Raw genomic sequence first — 20,264 nt, forward strand, 5'->3', positions numbered from 1 at the left:
CATCGGTGGTTGGGACGGTGACAACGATGCCGCCGGTCGTGCCGGCAGGAACCGTAACGCTGTACGTACCGTCCGGATTGGCCGTGACCGTGGCAGGCTTGCCACCGATCATGACGGTGGGGCTGCCCACGTCGCCCGCTTCAATCTGACCACCCAGCGTGAACGTGAGGGTGGTGTCGGCGTCAACCGGCTTGGACAGGGCCACGTTGAAGACGGCGTTGTTGCCTTCGTTGACATCGCCCGCATCCGAGACGGTCAGGGCCGGCACATCCGCGCCAGAGCCATGATCGTCAACGATGACGGCGCTGCCGGAGTCGGTGATGTTGCCGGGCAGCGCGACGCCGCTGGCGGTATTGCCGGACAGCGTGGCTTCCAGCGTGAGTTGCTCGCGGCCTTCAAAGACCGAGTCGTCCGTGGTCGGGACCGTAACCACGATGCCGCCGGTGGTGCCAGCCGGCACGGTGATGCTGAAAGTGCCATCGGCGTTGGCCGTGACGGGGGCGGGCTTGCCGCCAATCATGACGGTGGGCGTGCCCACGTCGCCGGCTTCGATCTGGCCGCCCAGCTTGAAGGTGAGCGTGGTGTCGGCATCGACCGGCTTGGACAGCGCAACGTTGAAGGTGGCGTCGTTGCCTTCGTTGACATCGCCCGCATCCGAGACGGACAGGGCCGGCACGTCGGCGCCCGGGTTGGGGTTCGACGGATCGGTGCTGTCGGTATCGACAATGGTGGCGCTACCGGAATCGGTGATGTTGCCCGGCAGCGCGATACCGCTGGCGGAGCTGCCGGTCAGCGTGGCGTCCAGCGTCAGCTGTTCACGGCCTTCGAACACCGAATCGTCGGTGGTCGGAACCGTGACAACGATGCCGCCGGTCGTACCGGCAGGCACGGTGACGCTGTAGGAGCCATCGGCGTTAACCGTGACGACGGCAGGCTTGCCACCGATCATGACGGCGGGGGCACCCACGTCGCCCGCTTCAATCTGACCACCCAGCGTGAACGTCAGGGTGGTGTCGGCATCAACCGGCTTGGACAGGGCGACGTTGAAGGTGGCGTTGCTGCCTTCGTTGACGTCGCCGGCGTCGGAGACGCTCAAGGACGGCACATCCGCACCCGAACCGTGATCGTCAACGATGACGGCGCTGCCGGAGTCAGTGATGTTGCCTGGCAGGGCGATGCCGCTGGCCGAGCTGCCGGTCAGCGTGGCGTCGAGGGTCAGTTGCTCACGGCCTTCGAACACCGAATCATCGGTGGTCGGGACGGTGACGACGATGCCGCCGGTCGTACCAGCCGGCACCGTGATGCTGTACGAGCCATCGGCATTCGCGGTCACGACGGCAGACTTGCCGCCGATCATGACGGTCGGCGTACCCACGTCGCCGGCTTCGATTTGGCCACCCAGCGTGAACGTCAGCGTGGTGTCGGCGTCGACGGGCTTGGACAGCGCGACGTTGAAGACGGCGTCGTTGCCTTCGTTGACATCGCCGGCGTCCGAGACGCTCAGGGACGGCACGTCGGCGCCCGAACCGTGATCGTCAACGATGACGGCGCTGCCCGAGTCGGTGATGTTGCCGGGCAGGGCAACGCCGCTGGCGGTATTGCCGGACAGCGTGGCTTCCAGCGTGAGTTGCTCGCGGCCTTCGAAGACCGAGTCGTCCGTGGTCGGGACCGTGACAACGATGCCACCGGTGGTACCCGCCGGCACCGTAACGCTGTACGTGCCGTCCGGATTGGTCGTGACGGTGGCGGGCTTGCCGCCGATCATGACGGTGGGCGCACCCACGTCACCCGCTTCGATCTGGCCGCCCAGCGTGAACGTCAGGGTGGTGTCGGCATCCACCGGCTTGGACAGCGCGACGTTGAAGACGGCGTTGCTGCCTTCGTTGACGTCGCCGGCATCCGAGACGGTCAGCGCGGGCACGTCGGCGCCCGGGTTCGGGTTCGACGGGTCGGTGCTTTCGGTATCGACGATCGTCGCGCTACCGGAATCGGTGATATTGCCAGGCAAGGCGACGCCGCTGGCGGTATTGCCCGACAGCGTGGCGTCCAGCGTCAGCTGTTCACGGCCTTCGAAGACCGAGTCATCGGTGGTCGGGACCGTGACGACGATGCCGCCCGTGGTGCCAGCAGGCACGGTGACGCTGAAAGTGCCATCGGCGTTAGCCGTGACGGTGGCGGGCTTGCCGCCGATCATGACGGTGGGCGCACCCACGTCGTCCGCTTCGATCTGGCCGCCCAGCTTGAAGGTGAGCGTGGTGTCGGCATCGACCGGCTTGGTCAGCGCGACATTGAAGACGGCGTTGCTGCCTTCGTTGACGTCGCCGGCATCCGAGACGGTGAGCGCAGGCACATCGGCGCCCGGGTTCGGGTTGGACGGATCGGTGCTTTCGGTATCGACAATCGTCGCGCTACCGGAATCGGTGATGTTGCCCGGCAGTGCGACGCCGCTGGCCGAGTTGCCGGTCAGCGTGGCATCCAGCGTCAGCTGTTCGCGGCCTTCGAACACCGCGTCGTCGGTGGTCGGAACGGTGACGACGATGCCGCCAGTCGTGCCAGCCGGCACGGTGATGCTGTAGGAGCCATCGGCATTGGCAGTCACGACGGCGGGCTTGCCGCCGATCATGACGGTGGGGACACCGATGTCGCCGGCTTCAATTTGACCGCCCAGCGTGAACGTCAGCGTGGTATCGGCGTCGACGGCCTTGGTCAGCGCGACATTGAAGACCGCGTTGCTGCCTTCGTTGACGTCGCCGGCGTCCGAGACGGTGAGGGCCGGCACATCGGCGCCTTCGCCCTGGTTGTCAACGATGACGGCGCTGCCGGAGTCGGTGATGTTGCCAGGCAGGGCGACGCCGCTGGCGGTATTGCCCGAAAGGGTGGCGTCCAGCGTCAGCTGTTCACGGCCTTCGAAGACCGAGTCGTCGGTGGTCGGGACGGTGACGACGATGCCGCCGGTGGTGCCGGCAGGAACGGTCACGCTGTACGTGCCGTCAGGATTGGCCGTGACGGTGGCGGGCTTGCCGCCGATCATGACGGTGGGGGTGCCGACGTCGCCGGCTTCAATCTGACCGCCCAACGTGAACGTCAGGGTGGTGTCGGCATCAACCGGCTTGGTCAGCGCGACATTGAAGACCGCATCGCTGCCTTCATTGACGTCGCCGGCATCCGAAACGGTGAGCGCAGGCACGTCGGCGCCCGGGTTCGGGTTGGACGGGTCGGTGCTTTCCGTATCGACAATCGTGGCGCTACCGGAGTCGGTGATGTTGCCCGGCAGCGCAACGCCGCTGGCGGTATTGCCCGAGAGCGTGGCGTCCAGCGTCAGCTGTTCACGGCCTTCGAAGACTGAGTCGTCGGTGGTCGGGACGGTGACGACGATGCCGCCGGTCGTGCCAGCCGGCACGGTAATGCTGTAGGAGCCATCGGCGTTGGCCGTGACCGTGACGGGCTTGCCGCCAATCATGACGGTCGGGGTGCCGACGTCGCCGGCTTCGATCTGACCGCCCAGCGTGAACGTCAGGGTGGTGTCGGCATCGACCGGCTTGGTCAGCGCGACGTTGAAGACAGCGTCGCTGCCTTCGTTGACATCGCCCGCGTCGGAGACGGACAGGGCCGGCACGTCGGCGCCCGGGTTCGGGTTCGACGGGTCGGTGCCTTCGGTATCGACGATCGTGGCGCTACCGGAGTCGGTGATGTTGCCCGGCAACGCGACGCCGCTGGCGGTATTGCCCGAGAGGGTGGCGTCCAGCGTCAGCTGTTCGCGGCCTTCGAACACGGAATCGTCGGTGGTCGGTACGGTGACGACGATGCCGCCGGTCGTGCCAGCCGGCACGGTGATGCTGTAGGTGCCATCGGCATTGGCCGTGACCGCGACGGGCTGGCCGCCGATCATGACGGTGGGGGTGCCGATGTCGCCGGCTTCGATCTGACCGCCCAGCTTGAACGTCAGGGTGGTGTCCGCATCGACCGGCTTGGTCAGCGCGACATTGAAGACCGCGTTGCTGCCTTCGTTGACATCGCCTGCGTCGGCTACGGTGAGGCTCGGCACGTCGGCGCCAGGACCGCGGTCGTCCACGATGACGGCGCTGCCCGAATCGGTGATGTTGCCCGGCAGCGCGACGCCGCTGGCGGTATTGCCCGAAAGCGTGGCGTTCAGGGTCAGTTGCTCACGGCCTTCGAACACCGAATCGTCAGTGGTCGGCACGGTGACGACGATGCCGCCGGTCGTGCCAGCCGGCACGGTGACGCTGAAGGAGCCGTCGGCGTTGGCCGTGACGGTGGCAGGCCGGCCGCCGATCATGACGGTGGGGGTGCCCACGTCGCCGGCTTCAATCTGACCGCGCAGCGTGAACGTCAGGGTGGTGTCGGCGTCGACCGACTTGGTCAGGGCGACGTTGAAGACGGCGTCGCTGCCTTCGTTGACTTCGCCCGCGTCCGAGACGGTCAGGGCCGGCACGTCGGCGCCCGGGTTCGGGTTGGTCGGGTCGGTGCTGTCGGTATCGACAATCGTGGCGTTGCCGGTGTCGGAGATGCCGGCGGGCAGCTGGGCGCCGTTGGCGGCCTGGCCGCTGAGCGTGGCCTCCAGCGTCAGGGTCTCGCGGCCCTCGAAAGTGTTGTCGTCGGTCGTGGGCAAGGTCACCACGATGCCGTTCGTGACGCCGGCGGGCAGCTTGAAGCTGTACGTGCCGTCTGCATTGGCAGTCACGGCTACGGCCACGCCGCCGATGGTGACGACAGGCACGCCGACATCCTGGGCTTCGACCTGACCACCGACCTTGAGCGTGATGGTCGTTTCACGGTCCAGATCGACCGTGTTGCCCAGGGTGATGTTGAACGTGGCGTTGCCGCCTTCGTTGATGACGCCGGCATCCGACACGGCGATCGTGGGCACGTCGAGCACGCCGACGATGGTGACGGCGACCGTTGCGGTCGAGGTGGCGCCCGACGGGTCGGTAATCGTGTAGGAAATGGTCGAGGTCGCCGTTTCGCCTTCGCCCAGGCCCTTGTATTCGCCGTGGGGATTGAAAACGTACGATCCGTCAGGAAATACCGTGAACGACCCGCCGTTCGAGCCGGGCACGGTCAGTCCGGCGCCGGTCATCGGACGGCCGTTGACGGATACCAGCGTCAGTGCGTCGCCATCGGCGTCCGCGTCGTTCGAGAGCAGGTTCCCGCGGATCGCATCGTCTTGGCGCGTGGAGACGGCGTCGTTCAGGGCATTCGGGGGCGTGTTGCCCGGAACCGGTGCGGCGGCGTCGCCGTCATCGCCGGTCAGGGCAGCGCCCGACACGCGCGGCAGCGTATCGTCGCCGCGCGCCGGGTTCGGGTAGGCCAGGTCCAGCGGGCTGGTGGTTTCCAGGATGCGGGCCAGGCGGACGAAGCTGCTGCCGCCGGCTTCGCCGCCGCCGGCCACGACCGCGGCCGTGGGATCCAACTCGTCGAACGGGTCGCGGCCGGCTTGCAGGGCGGCCAGCAGGCGATCGGAATCGGTGCCCGAGGGCGGCGCGACGGCGGCTTCCGTCGGATCGGCCAGCGGGCCGGTCATGTCGCCGTTGACGGCGACTTCGCGGCCTTCGCCGATCACGATCGGCATGCCGTTTTCAACCTGAAGCGAAACCGTGGCGCCCGAGGCAGTGACGATGTCGCTGCCGGCCGGGACTTTGCTGCCTTGATGCAGTTCGGTCAGGGAACCGTCGCTATTGCGTATCCACGCGCGACCGGAGATTTCGTTGACGACTGCGGGGGAGGAGTTGGCCATGTTGGTTCCGTTTCAGGGAGTTATCCAAGATGGCCAGATACTACGGGTCGCCGATGCCGGCGGATATTGTCCTTGAGGACAGGTTCACGCAGTGATTTTGCTGCGTGCGTCAGTGGGTGCGGAAATACCGTGGACCAGCAGGGCGAGCTGCAGGCGGTCGGTGACGCCGAGCTTGTCGAACACCGCCGACAGATGCGCCTTGACGGTGCGTTCCGTGATGCCCAGCGCCTCGGCGATCTGGGCGTTGGCTTGGCCGCTGGCGGCGTAGCGCGCGACGGTGATTTCGCGCTCGGTCAGCCGGCCGCCGTCCCAGGCGTGCGCGTCCTGCGCGCGCTCGGTGACAAGCTTGAGCAGGCGGGACACCAGCGAGCGTCCCATCCAGATGCCGCCGGAGGCGACGACTTCCAGCGCCTGCGCCATCGCGGCGGGCTGCGCATAGCTGTGGCAGTAGCCGTGCGCCCCGGCGCCCAGCGCCTGCGTGCCTTGCTCGTCGTTGGGGCTGGCGCTGGCGACGACGACATGCAGGCCGGCCAGCGTCGGCGTCCATGCTGGATCGTGCCAGGAGGGGAGCTTGGGCACGTCGGCATCCAGCACCGCCAGCGTACGGCCTTGTTCTCGCCAGCGTTGCAGATCCGCCAGGCCTCGCCCGCGGGCTGCCATCCAGCGCGCCGGGTCAAGCGCGCGCCAGTGCTGCCAGAGCAGGTCGTCGTGCGTAATCAACAGGACGGGAATGGGTTTCATAAGGCCTTGAAGCTCTCCATTAACGTTCGGTGAAGGCGTTCGACTTCGCCCGCAGAATGGGCTTGAGCAGGTACTGGAGCACCGTGCGCTTGCCTGTCAGGATATGAACCTCTGCCACCATCCCGGGGATGATGGGCAACAGCTTGTCGCCTACGGTGCTGCGGTCCGTGCGCACGCGCACGACGTAGTAGGAATTGCCTTTCTCGTCGGTCACGGTGTCCGCGCCGATCTGTTCCACCCGGCCTTCCAGGCCGCCGTAGATCGCGAAGTCGTAGGCCGTGAACTTGACCTCGGCCTTCTGGTCCGCGTGCAGGAAACCGATGTCGCGCGGCTGGATGCGCACTTCGAGCAGCAGCGTGTCGTCCTTGGGAACGATCTCGATGATGTCCTTGCCCGGTTGCACCACGCCGCCGACCGTGTTGTTGAACAGGGTCTTGACGGTGCCGCGCACCGGGGCGCGCACTTCGGCCAGCTTGACGCGGTCGACGAGCGCGGCCTTGCCTTCGCGCAGCGTCGCCAGCTTGGTGTTGGTTTCAGACAGTTCGCTGCGGGCCTGGTTGCGGATGTTCAGCTCGGCTTCCTGGATCTTGCTTTCGGCTTCCTTGATGGAGGCCTGGAAGCGGTCGATCTGCGCCTCGGCGCCTTTCTGCTCGCCGCAATACCGGGCGACATCGCGTTGCAGACGCAGGAGGTCGACCTCGGACACGGCGCCGCTCTTGAGCAGCGGCCGGGTCACCTGCAGCTCGCGCGAGGTCAGGCCGCAGCTTGCCGAGGCCTGGTCGCGCTTGGCGATGGTTTCGCGCAGGTCTTCCTGGCGCTGCTTGAGCTGTTCGCGGGCCACGTTGACGGTGGCGTTCAGCTCGGTGTTGCGCGCCTGCCAGGCGTTGCGTTCCATTTCGCCCAGGCCGGGCGCCTGCTTGAGCACTTCCTCAGGCGTGACGAAGGGCTCGCCCGTGGCCAGCGCTTTCAGGCGGGCGGACTTGGCCAGCAGCGACAGATACTCCGCATTGTTCTCGCCCAGCGACGAGGTGAAGCGGGTGGAGTCGATCTTCAGCAGGATCTCGCCGGCCTCGACTTCCTGGCCGGGGCGGACCAGGATCTCCTGGACGATACCGCCGTCCAGGCTCTGGATGATCTGCACCTGGCGGGACGGCACGACCTTGCCTTCGCCGCGGACCACTTCGTCGATGCTGCCGAAGCCCGCCCAGACGAGCAGACCCATGGTGGCCAGCAGCGAGGTCCACAGCAGGATGCGCGAACCGCGGGCCTGGGACTCGTGGATGACCCATTCGGCGTTGCCGATGTAGTCGGACCGCTGGACGGGTTTGCCTTTGTCGGCGCCGTCCAGGATGCGATCGAAGAAGAAGACGAAAAGGTTGCGCGGGGCGCGCAGCAGGTTGCCAAAGAAACCGTGCTTGGGGGCTCCAGGATTGTTCAGCATGGTCTTCTCAGCTTCCGCGTCCAACGCGTCCTTGACGCAGGGCTTCGACAACTTGTTCCTTCGGACCGTCGGCCACGATATGGCCGTTGTCGATCACGATAAGGCGGTCGACCAGTTCAAGGAGCGCGGTGCGGTGCGTCACCAGCAGGATCGTCTTGGTCGCGCTGGCTTCACCCAGGCGCTTGCGAAGCTGGGCTTCGCTCTGGTGGTCCATGTTGCTGCTTGGCTCGTCCAGCAGCAGGATCGGCGGATCGTTGATCAGCGCGCGGGCCACGGCCACTGACTGGCGCTGGCCGCCGGAGAGCGATTCGCCGCGCTCGCCGATGATCATGTCGAAACCATTGGGGTGCAGGTTGGCGAACTCGGTCACGCCGGCCATGTTGGCCGCCGCCAGGATGCTGGCGTCGTCGGCGTAGGGCGCGCCCATCGCCAGGTTGTGCTTGAGGCTGCCGTAAAACAGCAGGGGATCCTGCGGAACGTGGCCGATGGCCCGGCGCACGTCGGCCGGGTCGATCTGGCGCACGTCCACGCCGTCCAGCAGCACGGCGCCTTCGGTGGGCTGGTACAGGGCCAGCGCCAGCTTTTCAAGCGTCGTCTTGCCAGAACCGATGCGGCCGATGATGCCGACCTTCTCGCCCGGCTTGAGCTTGAACGACACCTTCTTGAGCACCGGTTGCGTGCTGCCGGGATACGCGAAGGTCACGTCGCGGAACTCCAGGCCGCCGTGGAACACGGGGCGATGCAGGAATTCTGCCTCGGCCGGGCGCTCGATCGGCATCTTCATGTAGTTGTCGATGGAACCGAGCGACGTGCGCGCGTTCTGGTACTGCATCAGCAGGCCGGCGACCTGACCCAGCGGCGCGAGGCACCGGCCGGCGATCATGGATGCGGCAATGATGCCGCCCATCGACAGCGCCGATTCCTGGGCCAGATACACGCCGATGATGACGACGGCAATCGACACGAGCTGCTGCACCGCCTGCACGAAGCCCACCGTGGACGACGAGATCAGCTTGAGCTTGCCGCCCGTCTGCGCAATGAATTCGGTGGCGCGCTCCCAGTTGCGCTGGATTGCGCCCTGGGCGTTCAGCGTCTTGACGGCTTCCAGGCCGGTCAGCGCTTCGACGAGCGTGGCGTTGCGTTGCGACGAGGCCTGGAACGAGGCCATCGTCAGCGCTTCCATGCGCGCCTGCGCCGCCAGCGACACCAGCAGGATCAGCACGATCGCGACCAGCGGCGGCAGGATCATCCACGGCGAAATCCAGGCCAGGGCGGCCAGGAACAGCAGGATGAAGGGCAGGTCGACCAGCGTCGTGATGGTGGCCGAGGCGATGAAGTCGCGAATGGATTCGAACGAGCGCAGGTTGGCCGCGAAGGATCCGACCGAGACCGGACGGCCTTCCAGCCGCAGGTCCAGCACGCGTTCCATGATCTGCGCGGACAGGCGCACGTCGACCCGTTTGCTGGCGCTGTCCACCACATGGGACCGCGCCGTGCTCAGGATCATGTTGAAGATCACCACCAGCGTGATGCCGATGGCCAGCACCCACAGCGTTTCGACGGCGTTGTTTGGCACCACGCGGTCGTATACGTTCATGGTGAAGAGCGGCATCGCCATGGCGAACACGTTGATCAGCAGCGCCGCGACGAGGGCGTCGCGGTACAGCCGGCGGTTCTCCATGATGGCCGCCCAGAACCAGTGGCGCTCGCGCACCTTGGCGACTTCCGGGGCGCGGGCGTCAAAGCGGAATTGCGGGCGGACGAAGCACACCAGGCCGCTGTACTGCTCGGCCAGTTCGGCCGGGTCCATGTCGAAGGAACTGCCGCCCAATTCCGGATGGCTGACCACGAATTTGCCGCCGTCCTTCTTGAGCAGCAGGCACGCGCGTTCGCCCTTGAGCAGCAGGATGGCCGGCAGGAGGTCCTGCGAGATGTCATCCAGCGTGCGCTTGACCACGCGTGCCGAAAGCTGCGCCCGCGCGGCTGCGCGGGGCAGCAGGGCGGGCGTGAGGCGGTGTTCTTCGAGGGGCAGGCCCGAGGACAAAGCTTGCGCGGTGGCCGTCACGCCATGCAGGCGGGTGATTTCCACCAGGCAATCGAGCAGCGGATCGTCGTGCGCGGCGCGGGCATCAGCGCGCCAATCCCGGGCGGCCTTCTCAGATAACTTGTCCATCTTCGTCATCCAACAGGTCGAGGTGTTCCGAGAGACGCGCACGCTGCTGCTTGCGCTGGGTGAGTTTTTGCTGGGCCTGGACAGGCAGGTCTGTCATCCGCAAGGTGCCGTTGGCGATCAACGCGTCGATTAAGTCTTCAAGGACGCGGACAAAGTCCGCGTCCAACTGCGAGAAATCACTGCCCTTGTTTGCCATTGGGCCTCCTTGCGGCTGCGCCGGTCAGGGCCGGGCGGCAGGCGCGTTCACCGGCACCAGCGTGGGGGGCAGGGTGCCTTCGTTGTAATGCACGCGCACGGGAGCCAGTCGGGCGGTATCCGGAACGGTCGAATTGCACAGCTTGATCACTTCGTCCGACACTTCCAGCTTGCCGTTTTCCTCGGGCATCTCATTGCGCGCGGGTTGCAGCGACAGCGCCGGCAGCAGGGTGTGGGACAGGGCCAGCCAGCGGTACTGCGCAAGACGCAGATCATAAATGGCATTGGTCAGCGCACGGCGCGATTCGAACAGTTCGTTTTCCGTGTCCAGCAGGTCCAGCAGAGAGCGCTGGCCGATCTGGAACTGTTGCGCGTACGCATCACGCACCTTGGTCGTGGCCACCTCGTGGTCACGCAGGAAGGGCAGCTTCTGGTTCAGGCTGGTGATGTTGTTCCAGGCCACAGCCAGGTCTTGCTGCACGTTGCGGCAGGTGTAGTCGCGGATGTCGCGGGCGGCGTAGGACTGGTTGGCGGTCTGGCGCACGCGGGCGGAGTCCGCGCCGCCGCGGTACAGGTTGTAGCTCATCACGACCTGGACGCTGGAGCTCTGGATGTCGCGGCTTTGCGGGGTCGGATCATTCTGGTCTCGGCCCGTGTTGGCCACGAATTCAAACTTCGGCGAGAACGCGCCCTTGGACGACTGCACGCCCGCCTGCGCGGCCTGCAGGCTCGCCTGCTTGGACAGGAAGCTGGGGTTGCGGCGCAGCGATTCATTGAAATTGCCCGGGGCCTTGGGCAGCTTGTCGGCGATGTCAGGCGCCGGCAGCATCGATTCAGGCGGGAAGGCGCCGGTCACGCGCTGGAAGCGCTGTTGCACGTCCAGCAGGTTGGCCGTTTCGGTCATCAGGTTGGTCTGGGCCAGCGACAGACGGCCGCCGGCCTGTTCCAGGTCGACGCGCCGGCCCACGCCGGATTCCGTGCGCTCGCCGATCTGCTTGAGGGTGCTTTCGTGCAGCGAGTAGTTCTGGCGAGCCAGCAGCTCCATGTCGCGGTAGCGCTGCAGGTCGATGTAGGCCTGCACGGCGGTGAAGGCGGTGTTGTCGCTGGTGGCCAGCACGTCATAGAAGCGCGCCAGCTTGTCGAAACCGGCCTGCTTGACGTCATTGGTGGTGCGGAAGCCATCAAAAATCAGCTGGCGCAATTCGACGCTCCAGCCGGGGCGGTTCCAGCTCTGCGAGCCGACGCCGGGCACGTTGTTGCGCCATTCGCGGCCCAGGTAACCCTGCGCATTGATCTGCGGGAAGTAGGCGGCGCGGGCGACGGCCTGGCCTTCCAGGGACGCCTGGAAGTCGTGGTACTTGGCCTGGATTTCCGGATTGCTGAGCAGGGTCTGCTCAACGATCTGATTCAACGTCACTTGCGGTTGCCCGGCGGGTGCGGCAGCGCCGGGCGTCGCGGACTGTGCAAAAACGGCAGGGGCAAATGCAAGGGCAAGGACCGAGGTCGTGCTTTTGAGCAAAAACGAAGCCATAGTGATTATTCGCGAGTCAAGTTGAGATTGAATGGCCGCCATGTTGTATGTAAATGTCAGCTTTGGCGAGTCAAGATTTGTTAACTCTTGAGGATTGTTGCTGGCGGTCCATAAGGTGAATTTCGCGCAACATCTAACTACTTCTTCGAATTTGCACGAACATCGCTTAACCTAACGCGGCTTATTTCTATTAATACCGATTATTACGTATTATTTCGAAGTAACAGCGTTTGGAGCGTGTGGCGATTATATCTATTTGAGAGTTCTGTATCTATTTTGTTTACCAATTTGTATCCGTCTCAAAAATATGAGCGTGGTTTATTTGTTATGCAACAAGTTGACATGGCGGTCGCTTTCGCCGGGGAAGCGCCGTCAGCATGGTAGTGGTAGTACTGGTATATAAGGTGTGCTTGTACTAGGTTTGGTGGCTGGGCATAATCCTTTTCATGCCGCAGCAGCCGGCGCGGCAGGGAAGCGTTTTACCCATCGCGCCGGACTCAAGCCGGATTGTCTATTTGCAGAGCGCATCCATGGCCCAAACCCTTTACGACAAACTCTGGGACGCCCACATCGTCCATCAGGAATCAGACGGCACCTGTCTGCTCTATATCGACCGCCACCTGCTGCATGAGGTCACCAGCCCGCAGGCGTTCGAAGGGCTGACGATGGCAGGCCGCAAGCCGTGGCGTACCGGCGCCAACCTGGCCGTGGCTGACCACAACGTGCCCACGATGAACCGTGCACAGGGCATCGACGACCCGATCTCGCGTTTGCAGGTTGACACGCTGGACGACAACTGCGGCAAGTACGGCATCACCGAATTCCGCATGAACGACCTGCGCCAGGGCATCGTCCACGTCATCGGACCGGAGCAGGGCGCGACCCTGCCGGGCATGACCGTGGTCTGTGGCGACTCGCACACCAGCACACACGGCGCGCTGGGCGCGCTGGCCTTCGGCATTGGCACGTCCGAAGTCGAGCACGTGCTGGCCACGCAGACGCTGCTCATGAAGAAAGCCAAGAGCATGCTCATCAAGGTAGACGGCGAGCTGCCGTTCGGCTGTACGGCCAAGGACGTGGTGCTGCACATCATCGGCATCATCGGCACGGCCGGCGGCACGGGTCACGCCATCGAATTTGCCGGCAGCACGATCCGCGCGCTGTCCGTCGAAGGCCGCATGACCGTCTGCAACATGGCGATCGAAGCTGGCGCCCGTTCCGGCATGGTTGCCGTCGACGACAAGACCATCGACTATTTCCGCGGCCGTCCGTTCGCGCCCACCGGCGTCGTCTGGGACCAGGCCGTCAAATACTGGCGCACGCTGCACACCGACGAAGGCGCCAAGTTCGACACCGTGGTTGAAGTCAACGCGCGCGACATCAAGCCGCAGGTCACGTGGGGCACGTCGCCCGAAATGGTGCTGCCGGTGGATTCCCGCGTGCCGGATCCCGACCGCGAAAAAGACGACGTGCGCCGCAGCGGCATGGAGCGCGCGCTGGAATACATGGGCTTGAAGCCCAACACTCCGCTGACCGACATCCGCGTGGATCGCGTGTTCATCGGTTCGTGCACGAACTCCCGCATCGAAGACCTGCGCGCAGCCGCCGTCGTGGCGCGTGGCAAGCGCGTGGCGTCCAATGTGCGCCAGGCGATGGTGGTGCCGGGCTCGGGCTTGGTCAAGCAACAGGCCGAACGCGAAGGCCTGGATAAGATCTTCATCGAAGCCGGCTTTGAATGGCGCGAACCGGGCTGTTCGATGTGTCTGGCCATGAACGCCGACCGCCTCGAACCCGGCGAGCGTTGCGCTTCGACCTCGAACCGCAACTTCGAGGGCCGGCAAGGGCAGGGCGGCCGCACGCACCTGGTCAGCCCGGCCATGGCCGCCGCCGCGGCCGTCGCCGGCCATTTCGTCGACGTCCGCACGTTCCGTTAAGCGACAAGCACCGAGTAGACATCATGCAAGCATTTACCACTCACGAAGGCCTGGTGGCGCCGCTCGACCGCGAAAACGTCGACACGGACCTCATCATCCCCAAGCAGTTCCTCAAGTCCATCAAGCGCACGGGCTTTGGCCCCAACCTGTTTGACGAGCTGCGTTATCTGGATCACGGCGAGCCGGGCATGGACAACAGCAAGCGTCCGCTCAATCCGGATTTCGTGCTGAACCAGCCGCGCTACCAGGGCGCCTCGGTCCTCCTGGCCCGCAAGAACTTCGGTTGCGGCTCCAGCCGCGAGCACGCGCCCTGGGCGCTGACGCAGTTCGGTTTCCGCGCCATCATCGCGCCGTCGTACGCCGACATCTTCTTCAACAACAGCTTCAAGAACGGCCTCTTGCCGATCGTGCTTTCCGAGCTGGAAGTGGCGCGTCTCTTCGACGAAGTGAAGGCGTTCCCGAACTACAAGCTGAACATTGATCTGGACCGCCAGGTCGTGATTGCCGCGGACGGCCGCGCCATGGGCTTCGACATCGAACCCTTCCGCAAGTATTGCCTCTTGAACGGCTTTGACGACATCGGCCTGACGCTGCGCCATTCGGACAAGATCCGCGCCTTCGAGGCCGAGCGCCTGGCCCGTCATCCGTGGCTGGAAAGCCGCCCCATCGCCTGATCAAACCATCGAAACAGGATCGTTTTTCAATGACCCACAACATCGCAGTCTTGCCGGGTGACGGCATCGGCCCGGAAATCGTCGAACAGGCCGTGCGCGTCCTGAAGGCGCTGGCCGTTCCCTTTGACATCAAGGAGCAGCCAGTCGGCGGCGCCGCTTTCGACAAGTTCGAGCACCCGCTGCCGCCCGCCACGCTGAACCTGGCCAAGGAATCGCACGCCGTGCTGTTCGGCGCGGTTGGCGACTGGAAGTACGACACGCTGCCGCGCGAGTTCCGGCCCGAACAAGCCATTCTGGGCCTGCGCAAGGCGCTGGGCCTGTTTGCCAACCTGCGTCCGGCCATCCTGTATCCGGAACTGGCCAGCGCCTCGTCGCTCAAACCTGAGATCGTGTCCGGTCTGGACATCCTGATCATCCGCGAACTGACCGGCGACATCTATTTCGGCACGCCGCGCGGCGTGCGTTCGTCGCCGGACGGCGCCTTCACCGGCGAGCGCGAAGGCTACGACACCATGCGCTACGCCGAATCCGAAGTCCGCCGCATCGCGCGCATCGGCTTTGAATCGGCGCAGAAGCGCAACAAGAAGCTGTGCAGCGTCGATAAGGCCAACGTGCTCGAGACCTCGCAGTTCTGGCGCGACATCGTGATCGAAGTGGCGCGCGAGTACCCGGACGTGGAGCTGTCGCACATGTACGTCGACAACGCGGCGATGCAGCTGGTGCGCAACCCGCGCCAGTTCGACGTCATCGTCACCGGCAATCTGTTCGGCGACATCCTTTCCGATGAAGCGGCCATGCTGACGGGTTCGATCGGCATGCTGCCCTCGGCCTCGTTGAATGCCAGCGGCCAGGGCCTGTACGAGCCCAGCCACGGTTCGGCGCCGGACATCGCGGGACAGGGCATCGCCAACCCGCTGGCGACGATCCTGTCGGCCGCCATGTTGCTGCGCTACTCGCTGAGCCTGGCGCCGCAGGCGGATCGCATTGAAGCGGCTGTGCGCAGCGTGCTGGCCAGCGGCCTGCGTACCGCCGACATCTTCGAGCCTGGCACGACGAAGGTCAGCACCGCCGGCATGGGCGACGCCGTCCTGAAGGCCCTGGGCTGATCGCTCGCGTTGGACTGCTGCAAGGCGGTCCTGACCAAAGCGCGCTGCGTTAAAAGCGCGCAGCGGTATATATACAGAGGGGCCGCCCGGCGGGTGGCTCCTCTGTTTTGGGGATCATGCATCGCTGTTGCCGCGATGCGCCGGACTCTCCCTTCCGTTCTTGCGGCCCCGTTTTTTTCGAGCTGCAGTGCAACATCCCTGCGTGCATTCTGATAAATTGTTGAATTGCACGAAATTTCCCCCTCCTTATCTTGTCACCCCCTTTAAAGAGCGATTGAAATGAATCAAGCAGTAGGCCTTGTCGGCTGGCGCGGTATGGTCGGCTCGGTGCTCATGCAACGCATGCGCGACGAGAACGACTTCGCACTGATCGAACCGGTGTTTTTCTCCACCAGCAACGCTGGCGGCGCCGCGCCCACTTGGGCAACTGGCGCAGGTCCGCTGCAAGACGCCTACAACATTGACGCTCTGAAAAAACTGCCGATCATCGTGACGGCGCAAGGCGGCGACTACACGTCCGAGGTCTATCCCAAGCTGCGCGGCGCGGGCTGGAACGGCATCTGGATCGACGCGGCCAGCACCCTGCGCATGGCCGACGACGCCATCATCGTGCTGGACCCGGTCAACCGCCCGGTGATCGACGCGGCGCTCAAGCGCGGCGTGCGCAACTTCATCGGCGGCAACTGCACCGTCAGCTGCATGCTGATGGGCCTGGCTGGTCTGTTCAACAACGACCTGGTGGAATGGATGACCTCCATGACCTACCAGGCCGCATCCGGCGGCGGCGCGCAGCACATGCGTGAACTGCTGACCCAGTTCGGCGAGATCAACCAGTCGGTCAAGTCCCTGCTGGACGACCCGGCCTCGGCCATCCTGGAAATCGACCGCGGCGTGCTGGCCAAGCAGAAGGATGATGCGCTGCCTCACGAACACTTTGGCGTGCCGCTCGGCGGCAACCTGATTCCCTGGATCGACAAGGACCTGGGCAACGGGATGTCCAAGGAAGAATGGAAGGGCGAAGTCGAAACCAACAAGATCCTGGGCCGCGGCGCCGCCTTCGGCACGGCGCCCACCCCGATCGACGGCCTGTGCGTGCGCATCGGCGCCATGCGCTGCCACAGCCAGGCGCTGACCATCAAGCTCAAGCGCGACGTGCCGCTGGACGAGATCGAAGCCCTCATCGCGCAAGGCACGCAGTGGGCCAAGGTGGTTCCCAACACCAAGGAAGCCACCGTTTCCGCGCTGACGCCCGTCGCTGTCACCGGCACGCTGGACATTCCGGTGGGCCGCCTGCGCAAGCTGTCGATGGGCTCGCAATACCTGGGCGCCTTCACGGTGGGCGACCAACTGCTGTGGGGCGCTGCCGAGCCGCTGCGCCGCATGCTGCGCATCGCGCTGAACGAAGCCTGATGCCGGGGCGGGCGGCTGTAACAGCTGCCCGATTCACGCAACGATGCAGTCAGGGCACCTTCGGGTGCCCTTGTTTTTTGGTGCGCGGTGGGATGTGCGAAAGCGTCGGGTGCACCAACGTGGCGCAGCCGGGAAGCGCGCGGCGCGCGGCCCGGTTCGCAAAACGTCCCGGGTGTGCCCGCCGGCCAACGTGCGTGCCCCGTTCAGGTTTGTGAAATGCGCTTGATCCATTACACTTTTCGGGTGAATTGAGGCTGTTTTTTGCGCTGCAAATGGCGCGAATGGGCCGAGGCCCGTAATTCGATTACAAGAACGGAATTCCAGCTTATGACCCAGCGTTCGCGCCACGTGAAGCATGCCCGCCGTTTGAAAGCCCTTCAGTGGGCCATTGCGCTGGCGATCGGCTCAAGCGTCTGCGGGTCGGCGCTGGCCATGCGCGTCGGGCACTCTCGCGTCGTTTCCGTGCCGGGCGCGCCGCTGCAGGCGACCGTGGGTCTGCAGGAATTGACGCCCGAAGAAATCAGCTCACTCAAGGTTTCGATTGCCGACGAAGCTGCCTGGCAGCGCGCGGGCGTCAAGCCGCCGGTGCCGCTTGCCAGCATGGTGGTTCGCGTCGAAGACGGAAACGACCCGACGCGCAAGAACCTGCGGGTGCGGTCCACGCAGGCGCCGGCAAGCGGGGCCGTGGATCTGCTGCTCGACATCAATTCCAGCTCGGGACAGCGGCAGGTACAGGTCAGCATCCTGGTGCCGCTGCGCGGCACCAGCGCAGATGTCACGCCCGCCGCCGTGGGCGCCCCTGGCCGCACAGGCGGCACGTCGGGCACGGTCACGGTCAAGTCGGGCGATTATCTGTTTGCCATCGCCCAGCGCAATGCGGTGCCGAACGCGTCGGTCTATCAGATGCTGGTCGCGCTGTGGCGCGCCAATCCGCAGGCCTTCATTCAGAACAACATGAATCTGGTGCGTTCCGGCCAGACGCTCAAGATCCCGGACGCCGCCACGGTGCGCGCCATCGATCCAGCCGAAGCCCGCCGCATCTTCAACGAGCATGCCGAGGCGTACGCAAAGTACCGCGGGCGGGTGGGCGCAGCGGCAGGTGCGAATCCGTCGGTGGTCAAGGGCCAGGACGCCGCCTCCGGCACGGTCGCCCCACCCGCCGATTCGGGCGTCGCCACGGCTGCACCGACGCAAGATCGCGTGCGTCTGTCGACCGGCCAGGCCCAGGACAGCGCCGCCGCGCAGGCCGAGGCGCAGGCAGACGCCAAGACGTCCGCCGACCGCGCGCTCGCGGACACGCAAGGGCGGGTGAATCAGCTTCAGGCCAATGTGGACGAACTGACGAAGGCTGTTGCGCAGCAATCGGCTGCGGCCGGCGCGGCTGGTGCAGGTGCGGCTGGCGCTTCGGGCGGCGCCGGTGCGTCCGGTGCGCCGGGCGCGGCAGGCACTCTGGGAGCGACAGGTACGTCGGGCGCACCGGGCGCAACAGGTGCAGCCGGCGCTCCCGGCGCAGCAGGCACTCCGGGTGGAGCAGGCACTTCGGGTGGAGCAGGCACTGCGGGCGCAACGGGCACTCCGGGTGCCGCAGGCACTCCGGGCGCAGCAGGTACTCCGGGCGCAGCAGGTACTCCGGGCGCAGCAGGTACTCCGGGCGCAGCAGGTACTCCGGGTGCCGCAGGCACTTCGGGTGCCGCAGGTACTCCAGGCGCAGCAGGTACTCCGGGCGCAGCAGGTACTCCGGGCGTAGCAGGTACTCCGGGTGCGGCAGGCACTTCGGGTCCAGCAGGCACTCCGGGCGCAGCAGGTACTCCGGGCGCAGCAGGTACTCCGGGCGCAGCAGGTACTCCGGGTGCAGCAGGCACTGCGGGCGCAGCAGGTACTCCGGGCGCAGCAGGTACTCCGGGTGCAGCAGGCACTTCGGGTGCAGCAGGCACTCCGGGCGCAGCAGGTACTCCGGGTGGAGCAGGCACTTCTGGTGCAGCAGGTACTCCGAGCGCAGCAGGCACGCCGGGAGCAGCAGGCACGCCGGGAGCAGCAGGCACGCCGGGTGCAGCAGGCACGCCGGGCGCAGCAGGCGCTCCAGGCGCAGCAGGCACCCCAGGTGCAGCAGGCACCCCGAACGCGGCAAGCACCCCCGGCGCCACGACCTCCTCACCCTCCGACGCCGACAAACCCGTCGGCACGCTTCCGGACAAAACTGTGCAAACTGGCATGCCCGGCTGGCTGGCCGACAATCTTCTCGTAATCGTTACCGCGGTGCTGGCGCTGGTTGCCTTCGCCATTGCCTGGCTATTGCGCCGGGCCGCCGCGCGGCGTGACGACGATGACGAGGACAGCTATACCTACAACGAGCCCGCGCTGGATACGGCAGCGCTGAACCGCAAGCTCGACACCATCAATCTCGACCTGGACGTACCGCCCACGGACGAACCGCGCCGTATCGGCGGTCCTCGGGTTTGAAGCATGTCTAGAGTTGCATTGGGGCTGGCGTATGACGGCTCCGCCTGGCAGGGTTGGCAGACACAGCCGCACCGGCAGACGGTGCAGGATTCGCTGGAATCCGCCCTGGCCAGTTTTTGTGGCGTCGCCGATCCGGTGCCCACGATCTGCGCCGGGCGCACCGATACCGGCGTGCATGGCGCGATGCAGGTGGTCCATCTGGACACCACGCTGAACCGCAAGACCGAATCCTGGGTGCGTGGCGTCAATGCGTTTTTGCCGCCCAGTATCTCCGTGCAATGGGCAGAAGAAGTCTCCGACGAGTTCCACGCGCGTTTTTCGGCGCGCGCCCGCACTTACGTCTATCTGCTCTGGCGCGGCCGAGTGCGTCCGGCGCTGTGGGCAGGACGTGCGGGTTGGTGCTTTCAGCCGCTGGATGTGGACGCCATGCGCGCGGCCGCCAAGGCGCTGGTCGGCGAGCATGATTTTTCCAGCTTCCGTTCCTCGCAATGCCAGGCCAAGCATCCGGTGCGGCACATGCACAGCCTCGAGATCGAAGAGCGCGGACCGTTCCTCGTCTTCACGCTGAAGGCAAATGCCTTTCTGCATCACATGGTGCGCAACATCATGGGCGCGCTGCTGCAGGTCGGGCAGGGCAGGGAAACGGTGGACTGGATGACTCAGCTTCTGGCGTGGCGTGACCGCAAACGCGGCGCGCCCACCTTTGCGCCGGATGGCCTGTACCTTGCCAGCATCGATTACCCGGAAGCCTTCGGGCTGCGCGAACTCGATGGCGGGGCGTCGCTGCTGTCGCCATTTACTCAATCCTATTAGGGAAGCCGCCGCGCAGCCGGCGGGATCCCGC

12 protein-coding genes are annotated in these 20,264 nt (G+C 65.5%); 6 read left to right on the top strand and 6 right to left on the bottom strand.

All coding sequences use genetic code 11. The features are described from left to right. From MHZ91_RS27350 to MHZ91_RS27375, 6 genes are all read right to left on the bottom strand, one after another. The coding region (locus MHZ91_RS27350) for a retention module-containing protein (RefSeq protein WP_239216504.1) at positions 1-5,755 on the bottom strand (5,755 nt) is incomplete at its 3' end. 84 nt (positions 5,756-5,839) lie between these two features. Further along, entirely contained in the window at positions 5,840-6,496 is a 657-nt protein-coding gene (locus tag MHZ91_RS27355) for a response regulator transcription factor (RefSeq protein ID WP_175138570.1), read from the bottom strand. A 19-nt stretch (positions 6,497-6,515) separates the two neighbouring features. Continuing rightward, positions 6,516-7,937, bottom strand: a complete 1,422-nt coding sequence (locus MHZ91_RS27360) for an HlyD family type I secretion periplasmic adaptor subunit (protein ID WP_175123990.1) — start codon at positions 7,935-7,937, stop codon at positions 6,516-6,518. A gap of 7 nt (positions 7,938-7,944) precedes the next feature. After that, positions 7,945-10,110, bottom strand: coding sequence for a type I secretion system permease/ATPase (locus MHZ91_RS27365; RefSeq protein ID WP_370633017.1), 2,166 nt, complete (start codon positions 10,108-10,110; stop codon positions 7,945-7,947). After that, entirely contained in the window at positions 10,094-10,306 is a 213-nt protein-coding gene (locus MHZ91_RS27370; protein WP_105238190.1) for a hypothetical protein, read from the bottom strand. The genes MHZ91_RS27365 and MHZ91_RS27370 overlap by 17 nt, the downstream gene beginning before the upstream one ends. Positions 10,307-10,330: 24 nt before the next feature. Next, complete coding sequence (locus MHZ91_RS27375) at positions 10,331-11,836, bottom strand: TolC family outer membrane protein (protein WP_239216505.1); 1,506 nt, start codon at positions 11,834-11,836, stop codon at positions 10,331-10,333. 530 nt (positions 11,837-12,366) lie between these two features. On the opposite strand from MHZ91_RS27375, the gene leuC reads away from it, so the two are divergent. The 6 genes from leuC to truA all read left to right on the top strand — a co-directional run bounded on the left by leuC (position 12,367) and on the right by truA (position 20,233). Then, positions 12,367-13,770 carry a 3-isopropylmalate dehydratase large subunit gene (gene leuC, locus MHZ91_RS27380; protein ID WP_239216506.1) on the top strand — a complete coding sequence of 468 codons (1,404 nt, stop codon included), beginning with the start codon at positions 12,367-12,369 and terminating at the stop codon, positions 13,768-13,770. 23 nt (positions 13,771-13,793) lie between these two features. Next, a complete protein-coding gene (gene leuD, locus MHZ91_RS27385) occupies positions 13,794-14,444 on the top strand; it encodes a 3-isopropylmalate dehydratase small subunit (RefSeq protein ID WP_218343324.1) in 651 nt (216 codons plus the stop codon). A gap of 29 nt (positions 14,445-14,473) precedes the next feature. Continuing rightward, positions 14,474-15,550, top strand: coding sequence for a 3-isopropylmalate dehydrogenase (gene leuB / locus MHZ91_RS27390; RefSeq protein WP_239216507.1), 1,077 nt, complete (start codon positions 14,474-14,476; stop codon positions 15,548-15,550). Between the two features lie 279 nt (positions 15,551-15,829). Further along, entirely contained in the window at positions 15,830-16,960 is a 1,131-nt protein-coding gene (gene asd / locus MHZ91_RS27395; RefSeq protein WP_175184985.1) for an aspartate-semialdehyde dehydrogenase, read from the top strand. Between the two features lie 327 nt (positions 16,961-17,287). After that, the gene (locus MHZ91_RS27400; RefSeq protein WP_239216508.1) at positions 17,288-19,420 is read left to right on the top strand and encodes a FimV family protein; all 2,133 of its coding nucleotides are present in this window, start codon (positions 17,288-17,290) and stop codon (positions 19,418-19,420) included. A 3-nt stretch (positions 19,421-19,423) separates the two neighbouring features. Beyond that, complete coding sequence (truA, locus tag MHZ91_RS27405; RefSeq protein WP_239216509.1) at positions 19,424-20,233, top strand: tRNA pseudouridine(38-40) synthase TruA; 810 nt, start codon at positions 19,424-19,426, stop codon at positions 20,231-20,233. The last annotated feature ends 31 nt before the right edge of the window (positions 20,234-20,264 follow it).

It is taken from the genome of Achromobacter sp. ACRQX, from assembly GCF_022346505.1.
Taxonomy (GTDB): Bacteria; Pseudomonadota; Gammaproteobacteria; order Burkholderiales; family Burkholderiaceae_B; genus Achromobacter; species Achromobacter animicus.